This is a genomic window from Microbacterium terrae (genome assembly GCF_017831975.1).
Classification (GTDB): domain Bacteria; phylum Actinomycetota; class Actinomycetes; order Actinomycetales; family Microbacteriaceae; genus Microbacterium; species Microbacterium terrae.
Genome location: NZ_JAFDSS010000001.1, coordinates 3446774 through 3469951, shown reverse-complemented (window position 1 = coordinate 3469951; position 23178 = coordinate 3446774). Strand labels below are relative to the sequence as shown.

Annotated in this window: 18 protein-coding genes; 7 read left to right on the top strand and 11 right to left on the bottom strand. The window is 70.1% G+C overall.

Annotated features, from left to right (window positions below):
• The first annotated feature begins 96 nt into the window (after positions 1 to 96).
• Complete coding sequence (locus JOD63_RS15805) at positions 97 to 1248, top strand: AI-2E family transporter (RefSeq protein ID WP_052682502.1); 1152 nt, start codon at positions 97 to 99, stop codon at positions 1246 to 1248.
• On the opposite strand, the gene JOD63_RS18085 is transcribed toward JOD63_RS15805, so the two are convergent.
• Together JOD63_RS18085 and JOD63_RS15795 are read right to left on the bottom strand one after the other, a co-directional pair.
• Positions 1187 to 1927 carry a potassium channel family protein gene (locus JOD63_RS18085; protein WP_052682503.1) on the bottom strand — a complete coding sequence of 247 codons (741 nt, stop codon included), beginning with the start codon at positions 1925 to 1927 and terminating at the stop codon, positions 1187 to 1189. The genes JOD63_RS15805 and JOD63_RS18085 overlap by 62 nt on opposite strands.
• Positions 1928 to 1984: 57 nt before the next feature.
• Positions 1985 to 3061 (bottom strand): DUF998 domain-containing protein, encoded by a 1077-nt coding sequence (locus JOD63_RS15795; RefSeq protein WP_045275546.1) that lies wholly within the window; start codon positions 3059 to 3061, stop codon positions 1985 to 1987.
• Positions 3062 to 3146: 85 nt separating this feature from the next.
• Here JOD63_RS15795 and JOD63_RS15790 point away from each other — a divergent pair, with 85 nt between their 5' ends.
• On the top strand, positions 3147 to 4835 hold the full coding sequence (locus JOD63_RS15790; RefSeq protein WP_045275547.1) for a SulP family inorganic anion transporter: 1689 nt from the start codon (positions 3147 to 3149) through the stop codon (positions 4833 to 4835).
• 19 nt (positions 4836 to 4854) lie between these two features.
• Here the strand turns inward: JOD63_RS15790 and JOD63_RS15785 are convergent, their stop codons facing one another.
• Positions 4855 to 5946 carry an AI-2E family transporter gene (locus JOD63_RS15785; protein WP_245617974.1) on the bottom strand — a complete coding sequence of 364 codons (1092 nt, stop codon included), beginning with the start codon at positions 5944 to 5946 and terminating at the stop codon, positions 4855 to 4857.
• Between the two features lie 67 nt (positions 5947 to 6013).
• Between JOD63_RS15785 and JOD63_RS15780 the strand changes: the two genes are divergently transcribed.
• Both JOD63_RS15780 and JOD63_RS15775 read left to right on the top strand, forming a co-directional pair.
• Positions 6014 to 7414: a DUF2252 domain-containing protein gene (locus JOD63_RS15780; protein ID WP_045275588.1), complete on the top strand. Its 1401-nt coding sequence runs from the start codon at positions 6014 to 6016 to the stop codon at positions 7412 to 7414.
• Positions 7415 to 7521: 107 nt separating this feature from the next.
• A complete protein-coding gene (locus JOD63_RS15775; RefSeq protein WP_084613500.1) occupies positions 7522 to 10809 on the top strand; it encodes a DUF5979 domain-containing protein in 3288 nt (1095 codons plus the stop codon).
• Between the two features lie 166 nt (positions 10810 to 10975).
• Here the strand turns inward: JOD63_RS15775 and JOD63_RS15770 are convergent, their stop codons facing one another.
• From JOD63_RS15770 to JOD63_RS15740, 7 genes are all read right to left on the bottom strand, one after another.
• Positions 10976 to 11434: a heat shock protein transcriptional repressor HspR gene (locus JOD63_RS15770; RefSeq protein ID WP_045275550.1), complete on the bottom strand. Its 459-nt coding sequence runs from the start codon at positions 11432 to 11434 to the stop codon at positions 10976 to 10978.
• A 95-nt stretch (positions 11435 to 11529) separates the two neighbouring features.
• Positions 11530 to 12525 carry a DnaJ C-terminal domain-containing protein gene (locus tag JOD63_RS15765; RefSeq protein WP_045275551.1) on the bottom strand — a complete coding sequence of 332 codons (996 nt, stop codon included), beginning with the start codon at positions 12523 to 12525 and terminating at the stop codon, positions 11530 to 11532.
• Between the two features lie 15 nt (positions 12526 to 12540).
• Positions 12541 to 13149 (bottom strand): nucleotide exchange factor GrpE, encoded by a 609-nt coding sequence (locus JOD63_RS15760; protein ID WP_045275552.1) that lies wholly within the window; start codon positions 13147 to 13149, stop codon positions 12541 to 12543.
• 2 nt (positions 13150 to 13151) lie between these two features.
• Positions 13152 to 15017, bottom strand: a complete 1866-nt coding sequence (gene dnaK / locus JOD63_RS15755) for a molecular chaperone DnaK (protein WP_045275553.1) — start codon at positions 15015 to 15017, stop codon at positions 13152 to 13154.
• A gap of 138 nt (positions 15018 to 15155) precedes the next feature.
• Positions 15156 to 15749, bottom strand: a complete 594-nt coding sequence (locus JOD63_RS15750; protein ID WP_052682504.1) for a hypothetical protein — start codon at positions 15747 to 15749, stop codon at positions 15156 to 15158.
• 119 nt (positions 15750 to 15868) lie between these two features.
• On the bottom strand, positions 15869 to 16249 hold the full coding sequence (locus JOD63_RS15745; protein ID WP_211088138.1) for an SHOCT domain-containing protein: 381 nt from the start codon (positions 16247 to 16249) through the stop codon (positions 15869 to 15871).
• A 2-nt stretch (positions 16250 to 16251) separates the two neighbouring features.
• Positions 16252 to 16401 (bottom strand): hypothetical protein, encoded by a 150-nt coding sequence (locus JOD63_RS15740; protein WP_157003984.1) that lies wholly within the window; start codon positions 16399 to 16401, stop codon positions 16252 to 16254.
• A gap of 203 nt (positions 16402 to 16604) precedes the next feature.
• Between JOD63_RS15740 and JOD63_RS15735 the strand changes: the two genes are divergently transcribed.
• Positions 16605 to 19175, top strand: coding sequence for a LuxR C-terminal-related transcriptional regulator (locus JOD63_RS15735; RefSeq protein WP_045275556.1), 2571 nt, complete (start codon positions 16605 to 16607; stop codon positions 19173 to 19175).
• A gap of 19 nt (positions 19176 to 19194) precedes the next feature.
• Here the strand turns inward: JOD63_RS15735 and JOD63_RS15730 are convergent, their stop codons facing one another.
• On the bottom strand, positions 19195 to 20787 hold the full coding sequence (locus JOD63_RS15730) for an MFS transporter (protein ID WP_045275557.1): 1593 nt from the start codon (positions 20785 to 20787) through the stop codon (positions 19195 to 19197).
• Positions 20788 to 20951: 164 nt separating this feature from the next.
• On the opposite strand from JOD63_RS15730, the gene JOD63_RS15725 reads away from it, so the two are divergent.
• Positions 20952 to 22349, top strand: coding sequence for an MFS transporter (locus JOD63_RS15725; protein WP_245243964.1), 1398 nt, complete (start codon positions 20952 to 20954; stop codon positions 22347 to 22349).
• Between the two features lie 99 nt (positions 22350 to 22448).
• On the top strand, positions 22449 to 23006 hold the full coding sequence (locus JOD63_RS15720; RefSeq protein WP_052682505.1) for a hypothetical protein: 558 nt from the start codon (positions 22449 to 22451) through the stop codon (positions 23004 to 23006).
• The last annotated feature ends 172 nt before the right edge of the window (positions 23007 to 23178 follow it).

Here is a 23178-nt window from a genome sequence, read left to right as displayed (position 1 = left end):
CGTCACCCCGTCCGGGCGATCTCGCCGGCGGCGCCCGGCGTCGGCACGACGGCGCGCCGACCCTTGCGTCCCGCCTCGACCTGCGACGATCGCACCGTGACCGAAGAACTCGCCCCGCCGGAGCCCGGACGCCGCTGGGCGTCGGTGCTCACCAAGCCGGCGACGCCCCTGATCTCGGGGTTCCTCGTCGCCATCGGCGTGGTGCTCGCCGTCTCGCTCGCCGTCGCCGTGGCATCGATCGCCACGATCCTCATCTCGGTCGTCATCGCGATGTTCCTCGCGCTGGGGCTCGACCCCACCGTGCGCATGCTCCAGCGACGCGGGATGCCCCGCCCCTGGGCGATCGCCACCGTCGCCGTCGTGTTCCTCGGGGTCGTCGTGCTCCTCGTCGTGCTCGTCCTTCCGGCGGCCATCGAGCAGTTCGTCGGATTCCTCCAGGGCCTGCCCGCCACGATCGACGCGATGCTCGCGAGCGACTGGTTCCAGGCGGCCGACGCGGCGGTCGAGGTCGACCTGGCGTCCACTGTCACCGATGCCATCGCAGCCCTCACGAGCACGTCGTCGCTGGTCACCATCTCGGGCGGCCTCCTGCGTGCCGGAGTCGGCGTGGTCGGAGCGATCTCGTCCGCGGTGATCGTGGTCGTGCTCACCCTCTACTTCGTGGCCTCGCTGGCCGACGCCAAGGAGTCGCTCTACCGCTTCATGCCGGCCTACCGCCGTCCGCTCGCGCGCGAGCTCACGGAGCAGATCACCGGCTCCGTCGGCAACGCCGTCGCCGGCGCCCTCACGCTCTCGTCGATCAACGCGGCGGTGGTGTTCGTGCTCATGGTGCTCGTCGGTTCACCCGTGCCGCTGATGCTCGCCATCGCGGCCTGGTTCATCACGCTGGTGCCGATGATCGGATCGCTCGTGTTCCTCGTGATCGGCATCATCGCGGCCCTGTTCGTCAGTCCGGTCAGCGCCCTGGTGTTCGCGATCGGCTACTTCGCCTACATCCAGATCGAGGCGTACGTCGTGACCCCGCGGGTCCTCGGCAAGGCCGTCGCGCTGCCGGGCGTGCTGGTGCTGCTGAGCGCCATGATCGGCGCGGCGCTGTTCGGCTTCCTCGGAGCCCTCGTCGCGATCCCCACGACCGCATCGGTGCTCATCGTGGTGCGCGCGGTGGTCTTCCCGAAGCAGGACTCGGTCACGGCGCCGCTGGCGGCGACGCCGGCGGGTCCGTCTGCGGCCGATCCAGCAGAGCAGTGAGGCGGGCGACCTCTTCCTGCAGCGCCCGCACGTCACCGTGCGTGGCGGGATGCGCATCGGGCTGACCGTGGATCGCACGCTCGGCGACCCACGAGGCGAGCGTGGCCGTGATCACTCCGGCGAGCGCGACCCCGCCGAACATGAGCCCGACACCCACCCACTGGCCGGCATCCGTGACAGGCACGTAGTCGCCGTACCCGGTGGTCGTCACCGTGACGCACGCCCACCACAGCGCGATGCCGAACGTGGTGATGTCGGCGCCGGGTGCGTGCCGCTCGGCTTCCAGCACCGCCAGGGAGGCGATGTAGATGAGGATCGCGGACGCGCCGACGCCGTAGACCAGGATGCGAGACCTCAGCGCGCCGCCCGCCGTGGGCTTGATGCCCGGCAGGTCGGTGAGGAACCGCAGCAGCCGCACGAGCCGCAGCACCGGCACCAGCGCGAAGGCCAGCGCCGGCAGGTGGTGACGGAACCACACCGACCGCTCGCGGGCGAGCAGCAGGCGCACGACGTAGTCGACGATGAACATCGCCCAGGTCACCGCGATCACGATCGTGAGCACGGGGCGGATCGGTCCGGTGACGTCGCCGATCACCCGCCACGAGTAGGCCACGAGGTACGCCAGGCTCGCGACCATGAGGGGCACCCCGGAGTACCGCCGCCAGGTGTTGTCGTCCACGGTTCGAATCATGGCCCACGCCCCACCCCGTGCGGTGAGGGCGCGCCCGCAACGGCGTCAGCTCTGCGTCATCGCGGCGTCGGAGTCCTGCTTGAGGGCGGCGGCGTTGCGGATGAACAGGATGATCCAGGTGAACACGAGCACCCCCGCGACCAGCTCCACCGCGGTGAGCGTGTAGTACTGGATCGCGAACAGCACCGCGAGCACGACGATGACCGCCACGAACACCCAGCCCACCATCACGAAGGTGCGCGTGACACCGGTGATCCAGTGGGGCAGGCGGAAGACGAGCACCGCGAAGGCGACGGCCATGCCCGAGGCGACACCGGTGTGGAGCGCGAAGAAGTCGTCGACGTGGAAGATGCCGACGCACGCGAGGAAGATTCCGACGATGATGAGGGTCAGCCGCACCCGTGCCGTGCCCTTCGGATTGTCGGTCGGGATGTCGCGCGTCGTGTACCGCGCGAGGGTGGTCACGAGGAACCCGGCGACGACGATCGTGATGTTGAAGGCCCAGGCCGAGACGTTGCTGCTCATGCCGAGGGCGCTGAGGTTGTCGTGCCACCAGTTGGGATCGGTCGCCGTGAGCATGCTCGAGAGCACGCCCATCGTGAGGAACACCGCCAGCACCACGGCGAGCAGGGGCAGATCCATGTGGGTGGCGGAGTAGAAGACGACGTAGGCGGTCGTCGCCGCCCCGGCGCCGGCGAGCATGAGCGATGGCAGGGCGAACACGGTCGCGCCGATGAACGCCTGCTCCAGGATGATCGCGAGCAGGGTCCAGCCGAGCACGGCGATCACCGCGTGCGCGAACGCCAGCGCGACGATGTCGACCACGTCGAGCAGGCCGATGCGGCTGCGCCCATGACTGCGCCACGTGAGCAGCAGCCCGGCGACGAACGCGACGAACGCGACGATGCCCGACGCGACGGCGGTGAACTGGCCGATCGATCCGGGGCCGGCGATCGGCAGGTCGGCGAAGCCGAAGGTGACGAGCGCGGCGAGGACGACGAGCACGAACGCGACGGCACCGACGGTGAGCGAGAGCGACTCGCGCGCCCGCTCGTCGGAGGTGTCGAGAACACGGGCGAGACCACTGGACCGCACGGCGGTCGATGACGACGAGTCGGACATGGCGCTTACGTTAGCGCCCGTTCGAGCCGACGCTATAGAGTCGCGATCGGACGCGCCGAACGGCTGCGCCGAGCAGAGGGCCGACATGACGGACGCGCGCGGGAAGACCCCCCGACGGCTCCCCCGACCCACGGTGAAGGACGCCGTCTCCGGCCTCGTCACCGGGCTGTTCTCGATCCCCGAGGGCATGGCCTACGCCAGCATCGGCGGCTTCAGCGCGCCGCTCGGGCTCTGGTCGGGAATCGTGCCGACGATCATCGGGTCGGTCTTCGCCCGCACCGTCCTGATGGTGACGACGCTCACGAGCGCGATCGCCCTGTCGTCGCAGAGCGTGCTCGCCTCGGCCGGCCTGGACCCCGGAGACATCGGCGCGATCGCCACCATGACGGTCCTCGTGGGCATCGTCATGCTCATCCTCGGCCTGCTGAAGCTCGGCTCGGTGATGTCGTACGTGTCGACGGCCGTGATGACCGGGTTCACCACCGGCATCGCCCTGCAGATCGTCGCCGGCGCGCTCAAGGACGTCACCGGCTACGCTCCCGACTCCTCCAACACGATCGGCAAGTTCATCGAGGAGTTCGCCCACATCGGCGAATGGGAGGCGGCCCCGCTGCTGACCACCGCGGCGACGCTCGCCGTCTGGCTGCTGGTGCGACTGTTCCGTCGGCTCCGCGCCTACGCGACCCTCGTCGCGCTCGTGGTCGTCTCGGTCGCGTGCACGCTCGCGCGGGTTCCGGTCGAGACGGTCGCCGACATCGCGGCGATCCCCCGCTCGCTGCCCCCGTTCACGCTCCCCGACATCGCCGCCGTCCCCGCCCTCGCCACCGGCGCGGTCGCCATCGCGCTCGTCGCGCTGGCGCAGGCGGCCGGCATCAGCGCGGCGGTCGCGAACCCCGACGGCTCGCGCGCCGACGCGTCGAAGGACTTCACCGCGCAGGGGCTCGCCAACATCGGCGGCGGCCTGTTCGGCGCCCTCCCCACCGGCGGGTCGCTCTCGCGCACCGGCGTGGGTACGAGCGCAGGTGCGCAGACGCGCTGGTCGGGCATCTTCGCAGGGATCTGGCTCGCGGTGATCGTGCTGCTTGTCGGCCCGCTCGCCGGGTACATCCCGATGGCCGTGATCGGCGGGCTCATGCTCGCGATCGGCGGCGAGCTGATCGCCGGCCGACGACAGGACATCGCGCTCGTGCTGCGCACTTCGTGGATGTCGGCGGTGGCGATGCTCGTCACGTTCGTGGCGACGACCGGCCTCCCCCTGCAGCAGGCGATCTTCCTCGGCGCGGGCCTGTCGATCGTGCTCACGGCGGTCGGCGTCGCCCAGTCCGCCCGCCTTATCGCGCTCACCCGCGACGAGGACGGGGCCTGGAACCTCGGGGATCCGCCCGCGACGCTTCCCTCGGGGACCACCACGGTGCTCCACTACTCGGGCGCCGGGTTCTTCGCCGAGGTGAGCCGTATCGAGCAGGAGTGGCCCGACATCGACGGCGTCACCGACGCCGCGATCGTGCTGTCGGTGCGGGAGTCGACCGGCGTCCCGTCGGCCACCTTCCTCAAGTCGCTCGACAGGCGCGTCGGGCAGCTGCGGGCCCGCGGCATCCCGTTCGTGCTGTGCGGTGTGCCCGCGCGCACCCTGCGGCTGCTGGAGCGCACGGATGCGATCACGGCGGTCGGGCGGGAGAACGTGATCCCCGCCGGCCCGGTGCTGATGGGCGCCGTCGACGAGGCGTACGCACGGGCCGAGGCGCTGCGCGCCGAGCGTCGCTCGGGCATCTGAGTCCGCGCCCGTCGCTGCCTCAGGGCCCGGGTGAGCCCGCTCTCGGCTTCGCGGCATCCGGATCTCCCGAGAGCCAGCGCAGCCAGCGCGTGCCCTCGTCGCCGTCGAGGATCAGCGCGCGCACGAGGAGGGTCAGCGGGATCGAGAGGATCGCGCCGAGGGGTCCGATGATGAACGTCCAGAAGATCACCGAGAAGAAGCTCAGCGTGAGGCTGAGGTTCACCGCGTCGCTGACGAACTTGGGCTGCACGAGCACCTGCAGCGTCACGTTCACCACGCAGTAGATCGCCACGACGGCGAGGAGCATCGGCCAGCCACCCACGACCAGTGCGAGCAGCGCCGGCGGGATGAGGCCGAGCACGAAGCCGATGTTCGGCACGAAGTTCGTCACGAACGCGAGGATCGCCCAGACCGCCGGCGCCGGCACCCCGAGCCACAGCAGCGCGAGCCCGTCGATCACCGCGACGATCGCGCCGAAGCTCGCGTTGACCACGTAGTAGCGCCGCACGCCCGAGTTGAACGACCGGAAGCGCGCGACGGTGGGGCGGATGCCCCGCCCGAAGGCTTGCTCGGCCCGCCCGTAGCGAGCCGCGTCGGCAGCCATGAAGATGACGTACGCGAAGACGAAGAAGAGTGCCGTGAAGACGCTGAGCACCGTGCCGCCGAGATCGGCTGCGATGGAGACCAGCGTCGAAGGGTCGAAGACGGATGCCGTCGCGTCGGCGGCCTGATCCGCGAGCCCCAGGGACTGCAGCCACTCGACCAGTCCAGCCGCGGTCGAGCGCAGCTCATCGGCATAGTCGCCAACCAGCCGCGCGAACTGCGTGCCGGCGAACCAGAGCAGCGCCGCCATCACCAGCAGGATCAGGTAGCCGAGCACGATGACGGCGGTCGTCCCCGCCCACCGCGGCCACCCGCGACGCACCAGCGGCCCGCGGATCGGCTCGCAGATGATGACGATCACCGCGGCGAGCGCGAGCGGTCCGACGAGCTCGCGGCCGAAGTACAGTCCCGCCAGCGCCACCACCGCGGCAGCCAGCCCGAGGAGCACCCGCAGCATCGGCGGGATCGTCGGAACAGGTGTCGGGGCGGAGTCGTCGCGGCGCTTCACGGCGCCAGGCTAGCGCGCGGGCGCTCGCATGCTTCCCGTCGCGGCCGAGCGGTGCCACACTTCGTTCATGCCAGACCTCGAACCGCACCCGCTCGCCGCGCAGTGGTCGCCGCCCCCGTCGCTGCGCCACAGCCTCGAAGACGGCAAGCGATCCCGCGAACGGCGTCCCCGTGCGGCGCTGGCCGAGCTCGTCACGACCGGCCGCGATCCCATGGCGATCCTCGACGGTCAGGACCTGTCGCGCGTGCCCGAACTCGTGCCCATCCGCGCCGAGCGCATGGGGGCGAGCGCCTTCGCGTTCTACCGGGGCACCGCGGCGATCATGGCCTCCGACCTCGGGCGATCGCCCGACTCCGACCTGTCGGTGGCGTCCTGCGGCGACGCGCACGTGTCGAACTTCGGCCTCTTCGCGTCTCCGCAGCGCACACTCGCCTTCGACCTGAACGACTTCGACGAGGCTGCGTGGGCGCCGTGGGAGTGGGATCTCAAGCGCCTCGTGACGAGCGTGGTCATCGCCGGTCAGTCCGCGTCGCGTGACGACGCCGTCGTGCGGGAAGCCGCCCTCGCGACCGTGCGCACCTATGCGCGGGCCCTGCGCCGCGGCGTCGAGCGCACCCCGCTGCAGCGCTACTACGACCACTTCGACGCCGGCGGTGCGGTGGAGCAGGCGGACGAGGAGACGCGGAAGGCGCTCAAGGCGGCGGTGCGCGATGCCGAGCGCCGCACCGGCGCCCGTGCGCAGAAGAAGCTCACCACGACCACCGACGGCGGACGGCTGGTGTTCGTCGAAGCACCGCCCACGATGACCCACGTCGACCCGGCGATCCAGGAGCGCGCCCTCGCTCTGGTCTCGGACTACGTGCTGTCGGCAAACGTCGACATCCGCGCCGTCATGCAGAACTACACGCTGTCCGACCTCGCGCGTCGCGTCGTCGGCGTCGGGAGCGTGGGCACCCGCTGCTACCTCCTCGCCATGCAGGACGGCAACGAGAACGGCCTCATCCTCCAGGCGAAGGAGGCGGGTGCGAGCGTGCTCGTCGCCTTCGGCAAGGCCAGGCAACCCGCGGTGTTCGACGGCTACGTCGCGCGCTACGGCGACGGCGGTCGCGTCGTGGCGCTGCAGCGCATCCTGCAGGCCGTCTCCGACCCCTTCCTCGGGCACGTGTTCGGCACACCGGCCGAGGGCGGCGCACCGCGCGCGTTCTACATCCGCCAGTTCCACGACAAGAAGGGCGGGTTCGACGTCGACGCCCTCGAGGACTCGTCGTTCACCTGGTACGCGCACGCCTGTGCGGCGACCCTCGCCCGCGCCCACAGCCAGTCCCCGAACGCGGCGACGGTGTCGGGGTACGTGGGGCAGGGTCGCGTGGTCGGAGAGGCGATCGCGGAGTGGGCGTACGCCTACGCCGAGCTGGCGCACGCCGACTGGGAGCTGTTCCGCCTGCACCGCGGCATCGAAGCGGGCTGAGGCCGAGCGAGCGGCGACGCACCAAAACGTTTCGCAACCGGTCCTCTCCGGATAGATTCGGAACCGGACGGATCGGCACCCGGGGCCGGTCTCAGGAGGGTCCCTGAATGCACGCTCGTCGCCGCACCCCGATGCGCACCTGGCTCGCCGCACTCACAGCCGCTGCGCTCGCTGTGAGCGGTGCCGTCGTGGTCGATGTCGCGTCCGCTCCGCCGGCGCGGGCCGCATACCCCGACAGCTTCAATCCGTTCTCGATGAACGGCGGGTTCACGGTGTACGCCCGCGAGGACGCCCTGCTCCAGAACCAGGAGACCGAGGGCAGCATCGCGGTGGGCGGCACCTCGACGGTGCAGGGCTCGAGCGGGCAGTACACGATCATCCATGTCTCCGCCGGGACCGGGGACTACGACCTGCCCACCGTCGACGGCGACCCCACGCGCTACCTCGTCGGCAGCCACAGCGCCGACAGCACCGGCATCCTCGCCGTCACGAGCGCGGGCACCAGCAACACCGCGCTGTGGGGCGACGTGAAGATGGTCGAGCGCGACGGCCCCTGGCAGGCGTTCGCCCGCGCCGACTGGATTCGCCTCAACGAGAACCCGTCGAACGTCGATCAGACGCCGCTCATCGACGCGACGCACCAGACCTACCCCGCGAGTGCGACACCGCCCTCGGGCAGCGACGGGCAGAACAGCGTGTACACCGCGAACACGGGTGCGACAGCCGTCGCCGACTACGTGGAAGCCAACGCCGAGGCGTCGTACGACGACGCGAGCGACTGCCTCGACGGACTCTCCGACGTCGGCTACCCGGTCGGGGTCGCCCAGGATGCCGGCAGCCGGGTCGTCCTGGAGCCGCTCAGCGCTGACCGGCCCAACATCGTCGACTACGCCGACATCGCCGGCACCGCGCTCATCCAGTACTCGCCCGGACCCACTCCGGGCGTCGCGAATCCGCTCATCATCCGCGTGCCCGCCGGCACGACAGAGGTCATCGGCGCCCGCTCCGACCCGCAGGGCGCATATTCGCCGTACATCTTCTGGGATCTCTCCGCCCTCACCGGCGACGTCACCGTCACCGCCGCGGAGGGTCGGATGGACGGATCCGTCTACGCGCCCGAGGCGGCCGTCACCATCAATGCCGCACCGCTCGACGGTCAGGTGCTCGGGCGCGACGTCACCCTCCTCGGCGGCGAGGTCCACTCCTTCCTCTTCGCGGGCGAGATCACCTGTGATGCCGACAGCGGGACGTTCGAGGTGCGGAAGGAGATCGAAGGGATCGACCCTGCCGACATCCCCGAGGGCACAACATTCACCGTGAACTACACCGCGACGCTGCCCGACGGCGCGGAGGTCACAGGTTCTCTCGAGCTCCTCGCCGACGGCACGCCGGTACCCGCCGGCGAAGACTTCCCCATCGGCACCATCGTGGTCTTCGAAGAGGTCGAGCCCGCCTCCGTGCCGGGGTACACCTGGACCGACCTCACCATCAGTCCGGGGAGCGTCGAGATCGGCGCCGGCACGAACCCCGTGATCACGGTCACGAACACGGCCGAGGCCCAACCGACGGGCACTTTCTCGGTCGCGAAGGTCGTCGAAGGCTTCGACGGCGAGATCGTCGGCACCGTCGACGTCGACTGGCTCGCGCGCTTCGAGGGCGCCACTGTCGGCCAGGGCGTGCTTCAGGTGCCGCTTGATGGGGCCCCCGTCCCCGTCGGCGTGGACCTGCCTGTCGGCTCGATCGTCTTCGTCGACGAGGTGCTGTCGTCGCTGCCCGCGGTGCCGGGGTATGAGTGGGGCGATGTGACATGGTCGCCGGGCAGCGTTTTCGAGATCACCGAGGCGGGAACGACCGTGGCCGCCACCGTGACGAACACCCTGCAGCCTGTCGCTCCGCGCTCGACCGCCTCGATCGTGAAGGTCGGCGACGACCCGGACATGGCCGGCTACGGATTCTCGGTGACCTACTCGCTGCTGCCGGGAGACGCACCGCCGACGACCATCCCCCTCCCGATCGGAGACCCTGTCGAGATCGAACTCGACCCCGCCGCCGAGACGATGGTCATCACCGAGAATCCGCCGACGCTCGACGGCCAGCCCGTGGATGTGTCGGGGTGGGACGACCCGATCTTCCGCGTTCGCGTGGGCACCGTGGTCCAGGACTACTCGGCACCGTTCGGCGAATCCGTCGAACTGCCCATCGCGGGCGAAGGGCGGGTGAGCATCGTCGTGCGCAACAGCCTGAAGCACGGCTCGTTCACGATCGCGAAGGAGTTCGAGCAGATCACGGGCGAGCAGATCCCTCCCGGGGTCGGCTTCGCGGTCCAGTGGACGGCGACGACCCCTGGCGGCGACGAATGGACCGGCGTGATCCGCGTCCCCGCCGATGGCACGCCCACCGGTCCGGTCGACGCCGACGGGGAACCCCTGACATTCCCTTACGGCACCGTAATCACGTACGAGGAACTGACCGCGCCGGGCGTCCGCGGCGTCGTCTGGGACACGCAGACTTTCGCGCCCGACAGCCTCGTCATCGGCGACGGCGACCAGGCGGTGGTCACCGCCACCCTGACCAACGGTGCGAGCCGACAGTCGGGCACCTTTCTCGTGACGAAGGACGTCGTCGGCATAGATCCCGATGAGCTGCTCACCGACACCTTCACCATCGATTACACCGCTCACGACCCTCTCGGCGGCACGAGCACCGGCAGCTTCGCGCTTCCGGCCGACGGAACACCGGCCGGTCCCACCGACGACGGGGCGCCGACCCAGTTCCCCGTCGGCACCGTGATCACGCTCGCCGAGGTCGCCCCCGCGGACGATGCGCTGCCGCCGGGCTACGCCTGGGGCGCCGCCACATGGTCGCCGTCGGACTCTCTCGTGATCCGCTCGGGCGAGGTGGCCCAGGTCGAGGTGACCAACTCCGTCGAGGAGTACACCCAGTGGGCCGGAACCAAGGTCGTGGACGGCGACGGGGCGTCTGCGCTGCCGGCGGGCACCGCGTTCCCCGTCGACTGGTGGTGGGACTACGAGCCGCAGCCGCAAATCGCCGTCGAACCGAACGTCACGCTGTACTCGCCATGGTTCCCCGTCGGCTCGATCATCGAGCTGCGCGAAGCCGGGCTGCCCGACATCGTCGGCGTCGACTGGGGAACCCCGGTGTGGACGGTCGACGGCGAGGTGCTCCCGACCGAGTCTGACGGGCGGGTCGTCCTCCCCGCCGATGCCGTGCGCAATCAGGGGGTCGCGACGCTGACCCTCACCAACTACGCCGATGCGCAGGAGCTGCCGGCGACCGGCGGCGGCGGCATGTCGCCGATCCTCCCTCTCGGGGCGCTGGCGGCCATCCTCACCGGTGCCGCGCTGCTGGTCGTCCGACGCACCGCGCGGGCGTGACCGAAGGAGCCCGCGAGGAGGCCTCTTTGCGCCGGGGCATCACCGCTGCGGCACCGGTCCGAGTGACCGCGAGCGAAACCTCGACTGACGCCGCCATCGCCGCGGCGAAAGCGCGCGCCCGCCGCGAGCCAGGCTAAGAGCGCGGATCCGGACTCTGCCGCCGCGGTCAGTCGTCGTCAGTCGTCGTCGGGGGAAGCTGTTGCCGCGGCCGCCACACGACGACCTCGGTGGCTCGCCGCACGCGCGTTCCGCTGCGCAGCGTCACCACCGAGCCGGTGGAGCCTGCGGCGAATACGCGGGCGCCCGGACGACGCTCGATCTCGGTGCGCATCCGCTCCTCGAGGTCGGCCACCCGATCATGCAGCTCGCGCACCCGGTTCTCGAGTTCGAGGATGCGCATGATCGCCGGCAGGCTCATGCCCTCGGCCGACATGCGGGCGACCTCGCGCAGCTGCGCGACGTGGCGTAGCGAGTAGCGTCGCGAACCGCCTTGCGTGCGGGCAGGCACGACGAGGCCCAGCCGGTCGTATTGGCGCAGCGTCTGGGGGTGCATCCGCGAGAGCTCGGCGGCGGCGGCGATGGCGAAGATGGGAGCATCCTCGTCGATCTCGTGGTGTTCGGCCATTCTCACCTCCGGTCCCATTCTCCCTTCGTCTCCGTCGAATCGACGCTCACCGCGTGCGCGGTGGTCGATTCGACGGAGACGAACACGGGGGCATGTCAGCCCCGCGCGCGGGCCATCAGGTCGGCGCGCGGATTCTCGCGCGGTCCGAGCTCGGCGAAGCGCTCGAGTGCGGCGCGGGCATCGTCGTCGAGGTGAGACGGCACGGCCACCTGCACCTCGGCGAGGAGGTCGCCGGTTCCCTTCGCCGTCTCGATTCCGCGACCCTTGACGCGCAGGACGCGCCCGGAGGGCGTGCCCGGCGCGACGCGGAGCTTCACCGGGTCGCCGCCGAGGGTCGGCACCTCGATCGTGGCGCCGAGCGCCGCCTCGGTGAACGAGACCGGCACGGTGACGCGCAAACTGAGCCCGTCACGAGTGAACACCGGATGCTGCCTCACGGTCACCTGCACCACGATGTCTCCCGCCGTGCCGCCGTCGGGCGACGGGCGACCCCGGCCGCGCAGGCGGATCTTCTGCCCGTCGGCCACGCCGGCGGGGATCTTGACCTTGAACTGCTTGCCGTCCTCGCCCTGGAGCGAGATGGTCTCGCCGCGGGCGGCGGTCACGAAGTCGAGCGTGGTGCGGGCGGTGACGTCGGCCCCGCGGGTGGGTGCGCCCGACCCGCGGTAACCGCCGGTGGACTGACCGAACCGGCCCGAGCCGAAGCCCGCGCCCTGCTGGTTGAACATCGAGAAGATGTCCTCGAAGTCCTGCGTCTGGTAGCGGCTGCCACCGCCGCCACGGCCCTGGTTGAACATCGAGAACACGTCCTCGAAGCCGCCCTCGCCCTGGCCGCCCGCGGTGAAGCGGGCGCCTGAGCCCATCGCACGGATCTGGTCGTACTCCTTGCGCTGCTCGGCGTCGGAGAGCACCGAGTACGCCTCGCTGACCTCTTTGAACTTCGCCTCGGCAGCGGCGTCGCCCGGCTTGGAGTCGGGGTGGTACGTGCGTGCGAGCTTGCGGTAGGTCTTTTTGAGATCGGCCTCGCTGACGTCTTTCGACACCCCGAGGACGGCGTAGAAGTCCTTGTCGAACCAGTCCTGACTGGCCATCTGTGCCTCCTCGGCCTACTCGGCCGGAACGGCGACGACCACCTTCGCCGGGCGCAGTTCCACCGACCCGAGGCGGTAGCCGATCTCGACGACCTCGAGGATCGTGCTCTCGGTCGCACCGGGGGTCGGCGCCTGGAAGATCGCCTCGTGCTGCTGCGGGTCGAAGACCTCGCCGGGCGCGCCGTAGGTGACCAGACCCATGCGCTCGGCCACACCGCGCAGCTTCTCGGCGATCGCGGCGAAGGGCGTCCCCTCTTCGAGGTCGCCGTGCTTCTCGGCACGATCGAGGTCGTCGAGCACGGGCAGCAGGCCCTTGGCGACGGCGCCCTTGGCGCGCTCGATTTCGACCTCGCGCTGCTCCTCGGTGCGACGCCGGTAGTTGGCGTACTCCGCCTGCAGGCGCTTGAGGTCGGTCAGCAGGGCCGACTCGAGGTCGGCGAGCACGGCGTCTTCGGCCGCGGCATCGGCGTTCTGCTCGGCGCCGAGGATGTCGTCGACCGTGAGCTCGTCGCCCTCGGCCGGCTCTCCGCCCTGCGGGGCGGGGCCGGAGGACTGCTCCTCCGACCCCTCACCCTCAGGCCGGACCTCGTCGCCCTGCGGCTCTTCGAAGTCCTTGTCGGCCATGGTTACTTCTTCTCGTCCTCGTCGTCGATGACCTCGGCGTCGACGACGTCTTCGTCCGAGGCGCTCTCACCGGCGTCGCCGGCGGGCTGCTCGCCCGCGGCATCCGTCGACTGCTCCGCCTGACCGGCCGAGTAGATCGCCTCGCCGAGCTTGCCCTGCGACGCGTTGAGCTTGTCGAACGCCGCCTTCACGGCGTCGTCGTCCTCGCCCGCGAGCGCCGTCTTCAGAGCGTCGACGTCGGCCTGAACCTCGGTCTTCACGTCTTCGGGCAGCTTGTCGTCGTTCTCCTTGATGAGCTTCTCGATCGAGTACGAGAGCGTCTCGGCCTGGTTGCGCACCTCGGCCGACTCGCGGCGCTTCTTGTCTTCGGCGGCGTGCTCCTCGGCCTCGCGCACCATGCGCTCGATGTCTTCCTTCGGCAGCGACGAGCCGCCGGTGATCGTCATCGACTGCTCCTTGCCGGTGCCCTTGTCCTTCGCCGAGACGTGGACGATGCCGTTCGCGTCGATGTCGAAGGTGACCTCGACCTGCGGGATGCCGCGAGGCGCCGGCGCGATGCCGGTGAGCTCGAACGTGCCCAGCGGCTTGTTGTCGCGGGTGAAGTCGCGCTCGCCCTGGAACACCTGGATGGCCACCGACGGCTGGTTGTCGTCAGCGGTGGTGAAGGTCTCGCTGCGCTTGGTGGGGATGGCCGTGTTGCGCTCGATGAGCTTCGTCATGATGCCGCCCTTGGTCTCGATGCCGAGGCTCAGGGGGGTCACGTCGATGAGCAGGACATCCTTGCGCTCGCCCTTGAGGACGCCGGCCTGGAGGGCCGCGCCGACGGCGACGACCTCATCGGGGTTGACGCCCTTGTTGGGCTCCTTGCCGGCTTCGCGCTGCACGAGGTCGGAGACGGCGGGCATGCGGGTCGAGCCGCCGACGAGCACGACGTGGTCGATGTCGCCGACCTTGATGCCGGCTTCGCGGATGACGTCCTCGAACGGCTTCTTGGTGCGGTCGAGCAGGTCCTTGGTGAGGTCCTCGAACTTGGCGCGCGTGATGGTCTCGGACAGCGACACGGGGCCCGAATCGGTGAGCGAGAGGTACGGCAGGTTGATGCTGGTGCTCGTCGAGCTCGACAGCTCCTTCTTCGCCTGCTCCGCGGCCTCCTTGAGTCGCTGCAGCGCGATCTTGTCGCCCGAGACGTCGACGCCGGTGGTGTCCTTGAACTGCTTGATCAGGTGGTCGACGAGGCGCTGGTCCCAGTCGTCGCCGCCGAGGCGGTTGTCACCGGCGGTCGAGCGCACCTGGATGGTCGAGAAGTCGTCGTCCTTGCCCACCTCGAGGAGCGAGACGTCGAACGTACCGCCACCGAGGTCGAAGACGAGGATGAGCTCATCTTCCTTGCCCTTGTCGAGGCCGTACGCGAGTGCCGCGGCGGTGGGCTCGTTGATGATGCGGAGCACGTTGAGGCCCGCGATCTCGCCGGCCTCCTTGGTGGCCTGACGCTCGGCGTCGTTGAAGTACGCCGGGACGGTGATGACGGCATCCGTCACCGTGTCGCCGAGGTACTGTTCCGCGTCGCGCTTGAGCTTCTGGAGAATGCGGGCCGAGATCTCCTGCGGCGTCCACTTCTTGCCGTCGACGTCGAAGCCCCACGTCGTGCCGACGTGGCGCTTGACCGACGCGACGGTGCGGTCGACGTTCGTGACGGCCTGGCGCTTGGCGGTCTCACCGACGAGCACCTCGCCGTCCTTCGTGAAAGCGACGACCGAGGGGGTCGTGCGGAAGCCCTCGGCGTTGGCGATGACCTTGGGCTCGCCGCCCTCGAGGACGCTGACGACCGAGTTGGTCGTACCGAGGTCGATTCCGACTGCACGTGCCATGTGTTTCTCCTCCGTGTGGAATGTGCAATTGACGTTGGCTCGCGAGATTGAGTCGCGATGGCTCAAGGTTAGACCCGTCGGCCGAGCAAGTCAAATGAACTTGATACGAGCAGGCTCAACTTTCGAATTCGAGACCGTTCACACCGATTTCGCGAGGGTCTGCAGCAGCAGCACGAGCAGGGCGAGGGCCACGAGCAGGCCCAGCGCCAGGAGCGTCTGCCACCACCGCAGCCGTGCACCCCGCACGACCAGCAGGCCGATGACGACGAGCGTGCCGATGTAGATCCACGAGGCGATCCGCAAAGCCGCATCGATCTCGATCCAGCCGAGCCACGCGGCTCCGACGAGCGCCGCCGGCAGGACGACGGTGCCGAGAGCGGCCGAGGCCACCCGCAGCGGCACGATCAGCTCTGCCCGCGATGAGAAGCCTCCGTGCACCACGAGGTGCCCGACGATCTCCGAGACGAAGCCCGCCACCACGATGCCCAACACGCCGAAGACGAGCGCGAGGAAGGCGTGCTGCGGCTCAGGATGCTTGCCGGCGACGACGAGCACGATCGCGAGTCCGGTGAAGGTGGCGTAGACGCGCTCCTTGAAGTACGCGACCAGGCCGTCTTCGCCGCCCGCCTCGGCGATGCGCGCTCGGCGACGTTCGTGACGCCCCCGCGGGTCACCGGGCGCCAGCCGCTCGGCGCGATCCTCGTCGTGCTCCGGTTGCTGGTCGTGATCCATATGCTCCCGATCGTCCTGTGCCCGCGAGCGTATCCGCTGGGCCGCGCACGCCGACAGCTCCGACCAGTACGTGGTCGGAGCTGTCGAAGCAGGATGCCGCGGTGCGCCGGCGGCTCGTGCTACCCGAGCGCCTTCGCCTTGAGGCGGTCGTAGTCCGCCTGGCTGATCGCGCCCGACTGGAGGAGGTCGCGGGCCTTGGCGATCTCATCCGCCGCGGACGCGCCGCTGCCGGCCGTCGCCCTGATGTAGGCATCCTGGTCCGCCTGCATCGAGCGCATCTTGGCCATCGAGCGTTCGCCCATGCTCCGTCCACGGACGACGAGGTAGATCAGCGCTCCCAAGAAGGGGGCGACGATCAGGAAGATGATCCACAGCGCCTTCAGCCATCCGTTGAGGTCGTGATCGCGGAAGATGTCGCCGAAGATCTGGAACAGGATCATCAGGTATGCGATGAAGATGTAGATCCAGAAGAACCACAGAAGCCAATCCCACAGGGTCATCGTCATTTCTCCTTCGTCGGCCCGTCGTCGACGGGGTTCACCGATATGACCTCGTGTCCGAGATCGCTGAACAGCTGGAGCAGTCCGAGGAGCATCGACTGGTCGGTGACCGAGCCGGTGACCCTGGTGTCGCCTCCGGGTTCCGTCGTCACGGCGAACCCCTCGAGCGCCGCCACGAGAGAGGGGCCCGCGCGCCCGCGGACGAGCACTTCCACGACGTGTGGTGCGCCGATGCGGATCACCCCCCTCGGTGCGTGAAGACTCCGTGCACGAATGCTCGGGTGTGGCGGTCGCCTCCACGTCACACCTGTGGGATGATTCCGCCAGATCCGGCATCGGGCGGGAGGCGGTCACGATGGAGTTCGCACCGACACACCCTCCGCACGCCGTCGAGCGGCGCGATCTGTGCGCGCGCCTCGATCATGCCCTCACAGCTCCGCTGACCCTCGTCGTGGCCCCCGCGGGCTCGGGCAAGAGCGTGCTCCTCTCGCAGTGGGCGGCAGGGCTCCGCGCGACGCGTGTGATCTGGCTCGACATGAGCAGCGCCGACGAGGACCCGGCGCGGTTCCTGCGGAGGTTCCTGCGTGCGATCGGCGCGACGGAGCACGCAGGCACGCCCTCGCTGGTCCTCACCCCCAGCCAGCGCGGGCTCGGCGAATCGGCGATGGAGGCGCTGGCGACACACTTCGCGCAGGCCGATGGCCGTACTGTGATCATCTTCGACGACCTGCATCGCGTGACCGATGCGGTGCTGGTGTCCGACCTGTGGAACCTCGCCGACCTGCTTCCGGGCAACACGCATTTCGTCTTCTCCTCCCGCGTCGATCTGCGGATGAACGCGAACCGCCACCGCCTGCACCACGGCATCCTCGAGATCCGGCAGGGCGACCTGGCGTTCGACGCGGAGACGACGGCGAAGGTGCTCGCGCGCATCACGCGCGAGGCGCCCGATCCCGCGCACATCGCTCGGATCCAGGAGCAGACCGAGGGGTGGGCGGCGGGGGTGCAATTGTGCGCGCTCGCCTTGCGCGACCCGGCGAGCGCGCCGGTCGACGAGGAGCACCTCGCCGTCGACTACCTCGCCGAGGAGATGCTCGACGGTCTGGAGCCGCGACGGCGTTCGGTGCTCATCCGGCTCGCCGTCGCCGAGGAGCTCAGCCCCGGGCTGATCGAGGACGTGACCGGCATCGACGCCGGAGACCGCTTCCTGAGCGATCTGGTCCGCGATTCGATGTTCGTGATCGCCGTGCCGGGGGGTCTCGGCCGCTTCCGCTTCCATCACCTCTTCCGAAGCGTCCTGCTGCTGCGGCTGCGCGCCTCGCACGAGCTCGACGAGGGGCGCTTGGCACGCGCCGCAGCGGCGTGGCACAAGGCGCATGACGAGTCGGACGCCGCGATCGACTGCCTCATCTCGGCGAGCCAGTGGAACGCGGCCATCGACGAGATCCTCCCGCGCAGCAGGGAGCTCTACGAGCGCGGCGAGTCGCACACCGTCGCCCGGTGGCTGTCGCGTGTACCCGCGGCGACACGGCGAGCGCGGATCGAGGTCGACCTGCTGTATGCGATCGCCGAGCGCATGTCCGGTCGTGCGGCACTGGCCGAGGATCTGCTGCGGTCGCTCCTCGACTCGCCACAGCTCCCGCCCGAACTCCGCGCCGTCGCCCAGGTGCAGCTCGCCTCCTGCGTGCAGTTCCTGCCCCACCCCGAGGTCTACCTCGCGCAGAGCCGCCTCGCCGGCTCACTCCTCGAGGCGACCGCCGAGTGGCACGCCGAGACGGCGGCGCATTTCGGCTCCCGCTCGCTCCTCATCCTGCTCGCCCGGCTGGCGGAAGGCAGGGCGCACTTCTTCGCCGGCGACCTGACGCGATCGCGTTCGGTGCTGAGCGCCGCACTCGACCTCGACGCCGCGGCGTACGGCTTCTACCGCATCCATGCGCTCGGATCCTTGGCGCTCACCGCCGCCTGGGCCGGCAACCTGACGGAGGCGGTCGAGGCCTCGGACGAGGCGCTGATGGTCGCAAGCGACCTGGGCCTGCTCGGACATGCGGCGGTGTCGGACGCCTATCTCGCCCGCGCGGCCACCGCGCTGCAGCGCGGCACGCCGGATCTGGGCGCACTGGCGCTGCACGAAGGCCACGTGCGCGCACAGGCCAACGCCCGCCACCAGCTCGTGTGGGTCGCGCACGTGCTGGCACGGATGATCGAGCCGGAGGGGATGACCCTCGCCGCGCGCCCCCCCGACGGAGCGCCCCCGCCGATCGCCCGCGCGGGCATGCGCGCCATCGGCTATCGCCGGCAGCGCGAGAGCGGGCACCCGGCCCTGATCTCGACCGCCCGGGATGCGCCCTGGGACGCCCTCGTCTTCGAGGAGGTCGCCTCGCTGCTCCAGCGCGGCGAGACCGCATCCGCCGAGAGGCGCCTCACCGCCGTCCCCGGCGATGCTGACGAGACTCCCACGGCAGCCGTCCTCCGGCAGATCGCCCGCGCGTGGATCGCCCACGCTGCGGACGACCGGGCCGCCGGCGCGGCACGACTGCGCTCGGCACTGGCGATGGCCGAACCGGAGGGACTCGTGCAGCCGTTCCACTTCGCCGGCGCCGTAGTCATGGATCTCGTCGCCCGCCTGTCGGGCGCGCAGGGCGAGTTCGCGCGCACGGTGCTGTCGACCTCGCCCGCGGCGGGCTCGCGCGAGACCGCGGCCATCGAGGTGAGCCTGACGCGTCGGGAGCTGGAGCTCCTGGCCTATCTGCCGAGCCGCCTGTCCAACAGCGAGCTCGCAGCCCGCTGCTTCGTCTCGCTCAACACCGTGAAGACCCATCTGGCCCACGTGTATCGCAAGCTGGGCGCCACCTCGCGCGACGAGGCGATCGCCCGCGCCCAGGAGCTCGGGCTGATCGACGCGCGGTCGACCTACACCCCGCGCTGACCATCGCTGAGGGCCGGCGTCAGCCGAGCAGCATGCCCTCGGCCGCGGCGTTCGGCTTCGTGTCGGGCAGGCGCCGCATCCGCAACCCGTTCAGGATGCCGAGCACACCGGCGAGGATCGGGATCAGCAGCGCGACCTGCAGGGCGATCGGCCGGGCCTCGGTGTTGATGCGCACGACCTCGTCGGCGACGTCCTCCGGCTCGTCGGCGAGCATCTCGTCGAGGAGCGTGTTCGACATCAGCTGCGCGTCCTCCTCCAGTGCCGTCGACACCTGAACCTGCTGCTCGGCGTCGAGCACGGTGCTGGATGCCGCGAGAGAGGTGAACGACAGCGCCAGCGTCGCGAGCATGATCGCCCCGGCGAAGGCGAGCCCGAACGAGAGCCCGAACGATCCCGCCGCCGAGTTGACGCCCGCGGCTTCGCTCACCCGCTCGTCGGAGATCGGAGACAGCGTGTAGTTGTTGAGCTGCGAGACGAGCAGCCCCAGTCCCGACCCCGAGACGATGAGCGGGATCGTCAGCCACCAGCCCGAATCGGCGAGCGGCACGATCGGCACGAGCACGACCAGTCCGAGGGTCGTCGCGATGAACCCCGCCAGGATGAGGTTCGCCGGCCGGCCCTTCGCCCGGCGACCGGCGAGCACGGCGACCGCGAACATCGACAGCGACAGCGGCGCGATCGAGATGCCCGCCCACAGCGCGTTGTACTCGAGCACCATCTGCAGGTACAGAGGCAGCACGATCATGGTGCCGCCGAGGGCGATCTGCTGCAGGAGCTGACCGCTCACCCCGGCGCGGAACCGCCGCGACGCGAACAGTGCAGGATCCAGCAGCACCGGCTTCCCGCGACGCTTCCGCGAGCGCAGCCAGACGGCCAGCGCGGCGAGCGCCGCCGCGCCGATTCCGATCACCAGGCCGACGTAGCCGCCGCCCTCCTGCCAGATGAGGATGCCGAGCACGACGCCGCCCATGCCCACGACCGAGAACAGCGCGCCGACGAGGTCGATCGACCGGTCGCCCGTGTACGGCACATCCTTCACCAGGCCGATGCCCAGCAGCACCACCCCGATGATCACCGCCTCGAGGAGGAACCCGATGCGCCAGGACAGGAATGTCGTGATGAATCCGCCGAGGAGCGGCCCGACCGCGGCGGCGATCGCGGCCGAGGCGCCGACGAGGGCATAGACGCGCTTCTGGTGGGCGCCGGCGAAGTTGCCGTGGATGAGCGACTGCATCGACGGGAGGAGGAGGGATGCGCCGATGCCGCCGATGACAGCCCAGAAGACGATCACCGACGTCAGCCCCTGCGAGAGCGTCATCGCGATCGCGCCGACCGCGTAGCCGCACAGGCCCAGGATGTAGGCGAGCTTGCGGCCGATGAGGTCGCCCGCCTTGCCGCCGATGAGGATGAACGCCGCCGACACCAGCGCCTCCAGCGCGATCGCGCCCTGTACTCCGCTCGCCGTCGTGCCGAGGTCGTGCACCACCGCCGAGATCGACACGTTCATGATCGACGTGTCGACGACGAGGACGAACATCGCCATGGCGAGGAGGATCGCGAGGCGCCCGTTGAAGGGCGCGTCGCTCGCATCGGGCGCGGACGGCTCGGTCATGCGTGCAGAGTCGCAGAAGCCGGGACGACGCCAATCACCCGCCCCGAATGAGTTCTGCGTCTGCGCGCGACGATCAGGCAGTAGCCTGACGAGGCGTCGCGACGAAGCGTCGCCGAACGGATGCCGACACCGGCCGTTCACCGAAGGGATCCAGCATGGCGAGCATGGCGTCACCCGATCAGCCCGTCCCCGCGACCGATGCCGATCACGCTCCCGCGCCCACGCGCAGACAGGTCGTCTCGTGGGCGCTCTGGGACTGGGCGACCCAGCCGTTCAACTCGGTCATCCTCACGTTCGTCTTCGTGTCGCTGTACCTCGTCTCCGACAGCTTCCTCCCGCCGGCGATCGCCGCGCAGAACGCCGACGGCGAGATGGTCTGCTCCCGCGCAGCGGACGCCGCGACGGAGTACTGCGGCGGGCTGTCCGACCTCACCGAGTGGTACGGGTGGGTGACGTTCGCCGCAGGCATCCTGGTGCTCCTCCTCGCCCCCGTGCTCGGCCAGCGCGCCGACGCCGCGGGCACGAAGAAGCGCTGGGTGATCGGCGGCACCGCGGCGCTCGCCCTCCTGCAGTTCGCCCTGTTCTTCGTCTACGCCGAGCCGATGTACTTCTGGTTCGGTGCCATCGTCGTCGCCCTCGGCTCGGTCGCCTCCGAGATCGCAGGCGTCAACTACAACGCGATGCTCTGGCAGGTGTCGACCCCGAAGACCGTCGGCCGGGTGAGCGGCCTCGGCTGGGGCCTCGGCTACATCGGCGGCATCCTCGCACTCGTCGTGGTCGTGGCGCTCAACGCCGTCGAGTGGTTCGGCCTCGACGTATCGGGCGGCCTGGCGTACCGGCTGATCGCCCTCGGCGCCGCGGTGTGGACTGTCGTGTTTGCCATCCCCTTCGTGCTGAACGTGCCCGAGGCGCCGCCGCACCTCGACCGGCCGAAGGTCGGCTTCTTCGAGGGCTACGTCGTGCTCGTCAAGGACGTCGCCGCGCTCTTCCGGAACGATCGGCCGACCGCCTGGTTCCTCATCGCGAGCGCCGTCTACCGCGACGGTCTCGCCGGCGTCTTCGCGTTCGGAGGCGTGCTCGCCGCCGTCTCGTTCGGATTCTCGCCGACCGAGGTGATCGTCTTCGGAATCGCGCTGAACCTCGTCGCGGGCGTCTCGACCATCATCGCCGGACGCCTCGACGACCGGTTCGGCGCCCGCAACGTGATCGTCTGGGCCCTCGGCATCCTCATCGTGAGCGCCCTGTTCGTGTTCGCCTTCCGCGAGGAGGGCAAGACGATCTTCTGGATCGGGGGCATCGTGCTGTCGGCCGCGGTCGGGCCCGCCCAGGCGTCGAGCCGTTCGCTCCTCGCACGCCTCGCCCCCGCCGAGATGCAGGGCGAGATCTTCGGTCTGTACGCGACCACCGGACGCGTGATGAGCTTCCTCTCGCCGCTGCTGTGGTCGCTGTTCATCGGCTGGTTCGGCGCCACGCACTTCGGCATCCTCGGCATCGTCATCGTGCTCGCCGTCGGCCTGGTTCTGCTGCTCATGGTGAAGCTTCCCGCCCACCGCCGGGAGTGAGCCCTCGGGCCGGGCGCGGGGGCGCACCGGTCATCGGATAGCCTTCTGGCGGGGGGTGCACCACTCGACGCCCGAAACCCCCGCAGAAGGCCCGCACCCGTGACATCCCCCCTCATCGAGCGCCGCCGCGTCACCCGGCATCGGCGCGCCGTCGCCTACTGGGCAGTGAGCATCGCGTGGCTCCTGTCGATGTGGATGGGTTCGCAGATCGTGCCGCCCGGGTGGCTCCACTACGTCGCCCTGTTCGGGCATCTCGCCGCGGTGATCGTGGGTCTCGGCGCCGCCGTGCTTCTCGAGGCGAAGGGGATGCTGTGGGCGCGCGGATCGCGCAGCCTCGGCGACTTCCTCCGCACGGAGCACTCGGTCACCCCGCTCGCCTGGCTCGGGATCGTGGGCCTCTTCGGCACCGGCGCGTTCCTGGAGCCCGATCTGGGCGTGCCGCTCACCGCCCTCAAGATGGGCGCGGTGCTCGTGGCCGCGATGAACGGCATCGCGCTCACCAAGCTGACCTTCGAACTGCGGCGCCTGCCGGGCGACGCGCGGTTCTCGCGGCTGCCGCGCCACGTGCAGGTCTGGTGCGTGTGGAGCGCCGGCTTGTCGCAGCTCGCCTGGTGGACAGCCGTGATCATCGGGATGCTGAACACCGCCGGCCCGTGACGCCGAACCCGCTCCGAGCTTCGAGAACACCGGGAATCCCTGGTCGGAGCCGATAGGGGTCGCGGCCGCGCGCCCGCGCGCATTAGGCTCAGGATCGCCGGGCCCGTCCGGCATCAGGTTCCCCCCACCTGACACCCGCTTCGTACCGGGAGTCCGGCGGCTCCGCCGCGCC

Excerpts from the sequence above, each read along its gene's own strand:
- JOD63_RS15795 (WP_045275546.1), bottom strand. The coding sequence starts at position 3,061 with ATGTCCGACTCGTCGTCATCGACCGCCGTGCGGTCCAGTGGTCTCGCC.
- JOD63_RS15790 (WP_045275547.1), top strand. The coding sequence starts at position 3,147 with ATGACGGACGCGCGCGGGAAGACCCCCCGACGGCTCCCCCGACCCACG.
- JOD63_RS15780 (WP_045275588.1), top strand. The coding sequence starts at position 6,014 with ATGCCAGACCTCGAACCGCACCCGCTCGCCGCGCAGTGGTCGCCGCCC.
- JOD63_RS15775 (WP_084613500.1), top strand. The coding sequence starts at position 7,522 with ATGCACGCTCGTCGCCGCACCCCGATGCGCACCTGGCTCGCCGCACTC.
- JOD63_RS15770 (WP_045275550.1), bottom strand. The coding sequence starts at position 11,434 with ATGGCCGAACACCACGAGATCGACGAGGATGCTCCCATCTTCGCCATC.
- JOD63_RS15765 (WP_045275551.1), bottom strand. The coding sequence starts at position 12,525 with ATGGCCAGTCAGGACTGGTTCGACAAGGACTTCTACGCCGTCCTCGGG.
- JOD63_RS15760 (WP_045275552.1), bottom strand. The coding sequence starts at position 13,149 with ATGGCCGACAAGGACTTCGAAGAGCCGCAGGGCGACGAGGTCCGGCCT.
- dnaK (WP_045275553.1), bottom strand. The coding sequence starts at position 15,017 with ATGGCACGTGCAGTCGGAATCGACCTCGGTACGACCAACTCGGTCGTC.
- JOD63_RS15750 (WP_052682504.1), bottom strand. The coding sequence starts at position 15,749 with ATGGATCACGACCAGCAACCGGAGCACGACGAGGATCGCGCCGAGCGG.
- JOD63_RS15745 (WP_211088138.1), bottom strand. The coding sequence starts at position 16,249 with ATGACCCTGTGGGATTGGCTTCTGTGGTTCTTCTGGATCTACATCTTC.
- JOD63_RS15735 (WP_045275556.1), top strand. The coding sequence starts at position 16,605 with ATGGAGTTCGCACCGACACACCCTCCGCACGCCGTCGAGCGGCGCGAT.
- JOD63_RS15730 (WP_045275557.1), bottom strand. The coding sequence starts at position 20,787 with ATGACCGAGCCGTCCGCGCCCGATGCGAGCGACGCGCCCTTCAACGGG.
- JOD63_RS15725 (WP_245243964.1), top strand. The coding sequence starts at position 20,952 with ATGGCGTCACCCGATCAGCCCGTCCCCGCGACCGATGCCGATCACGCT.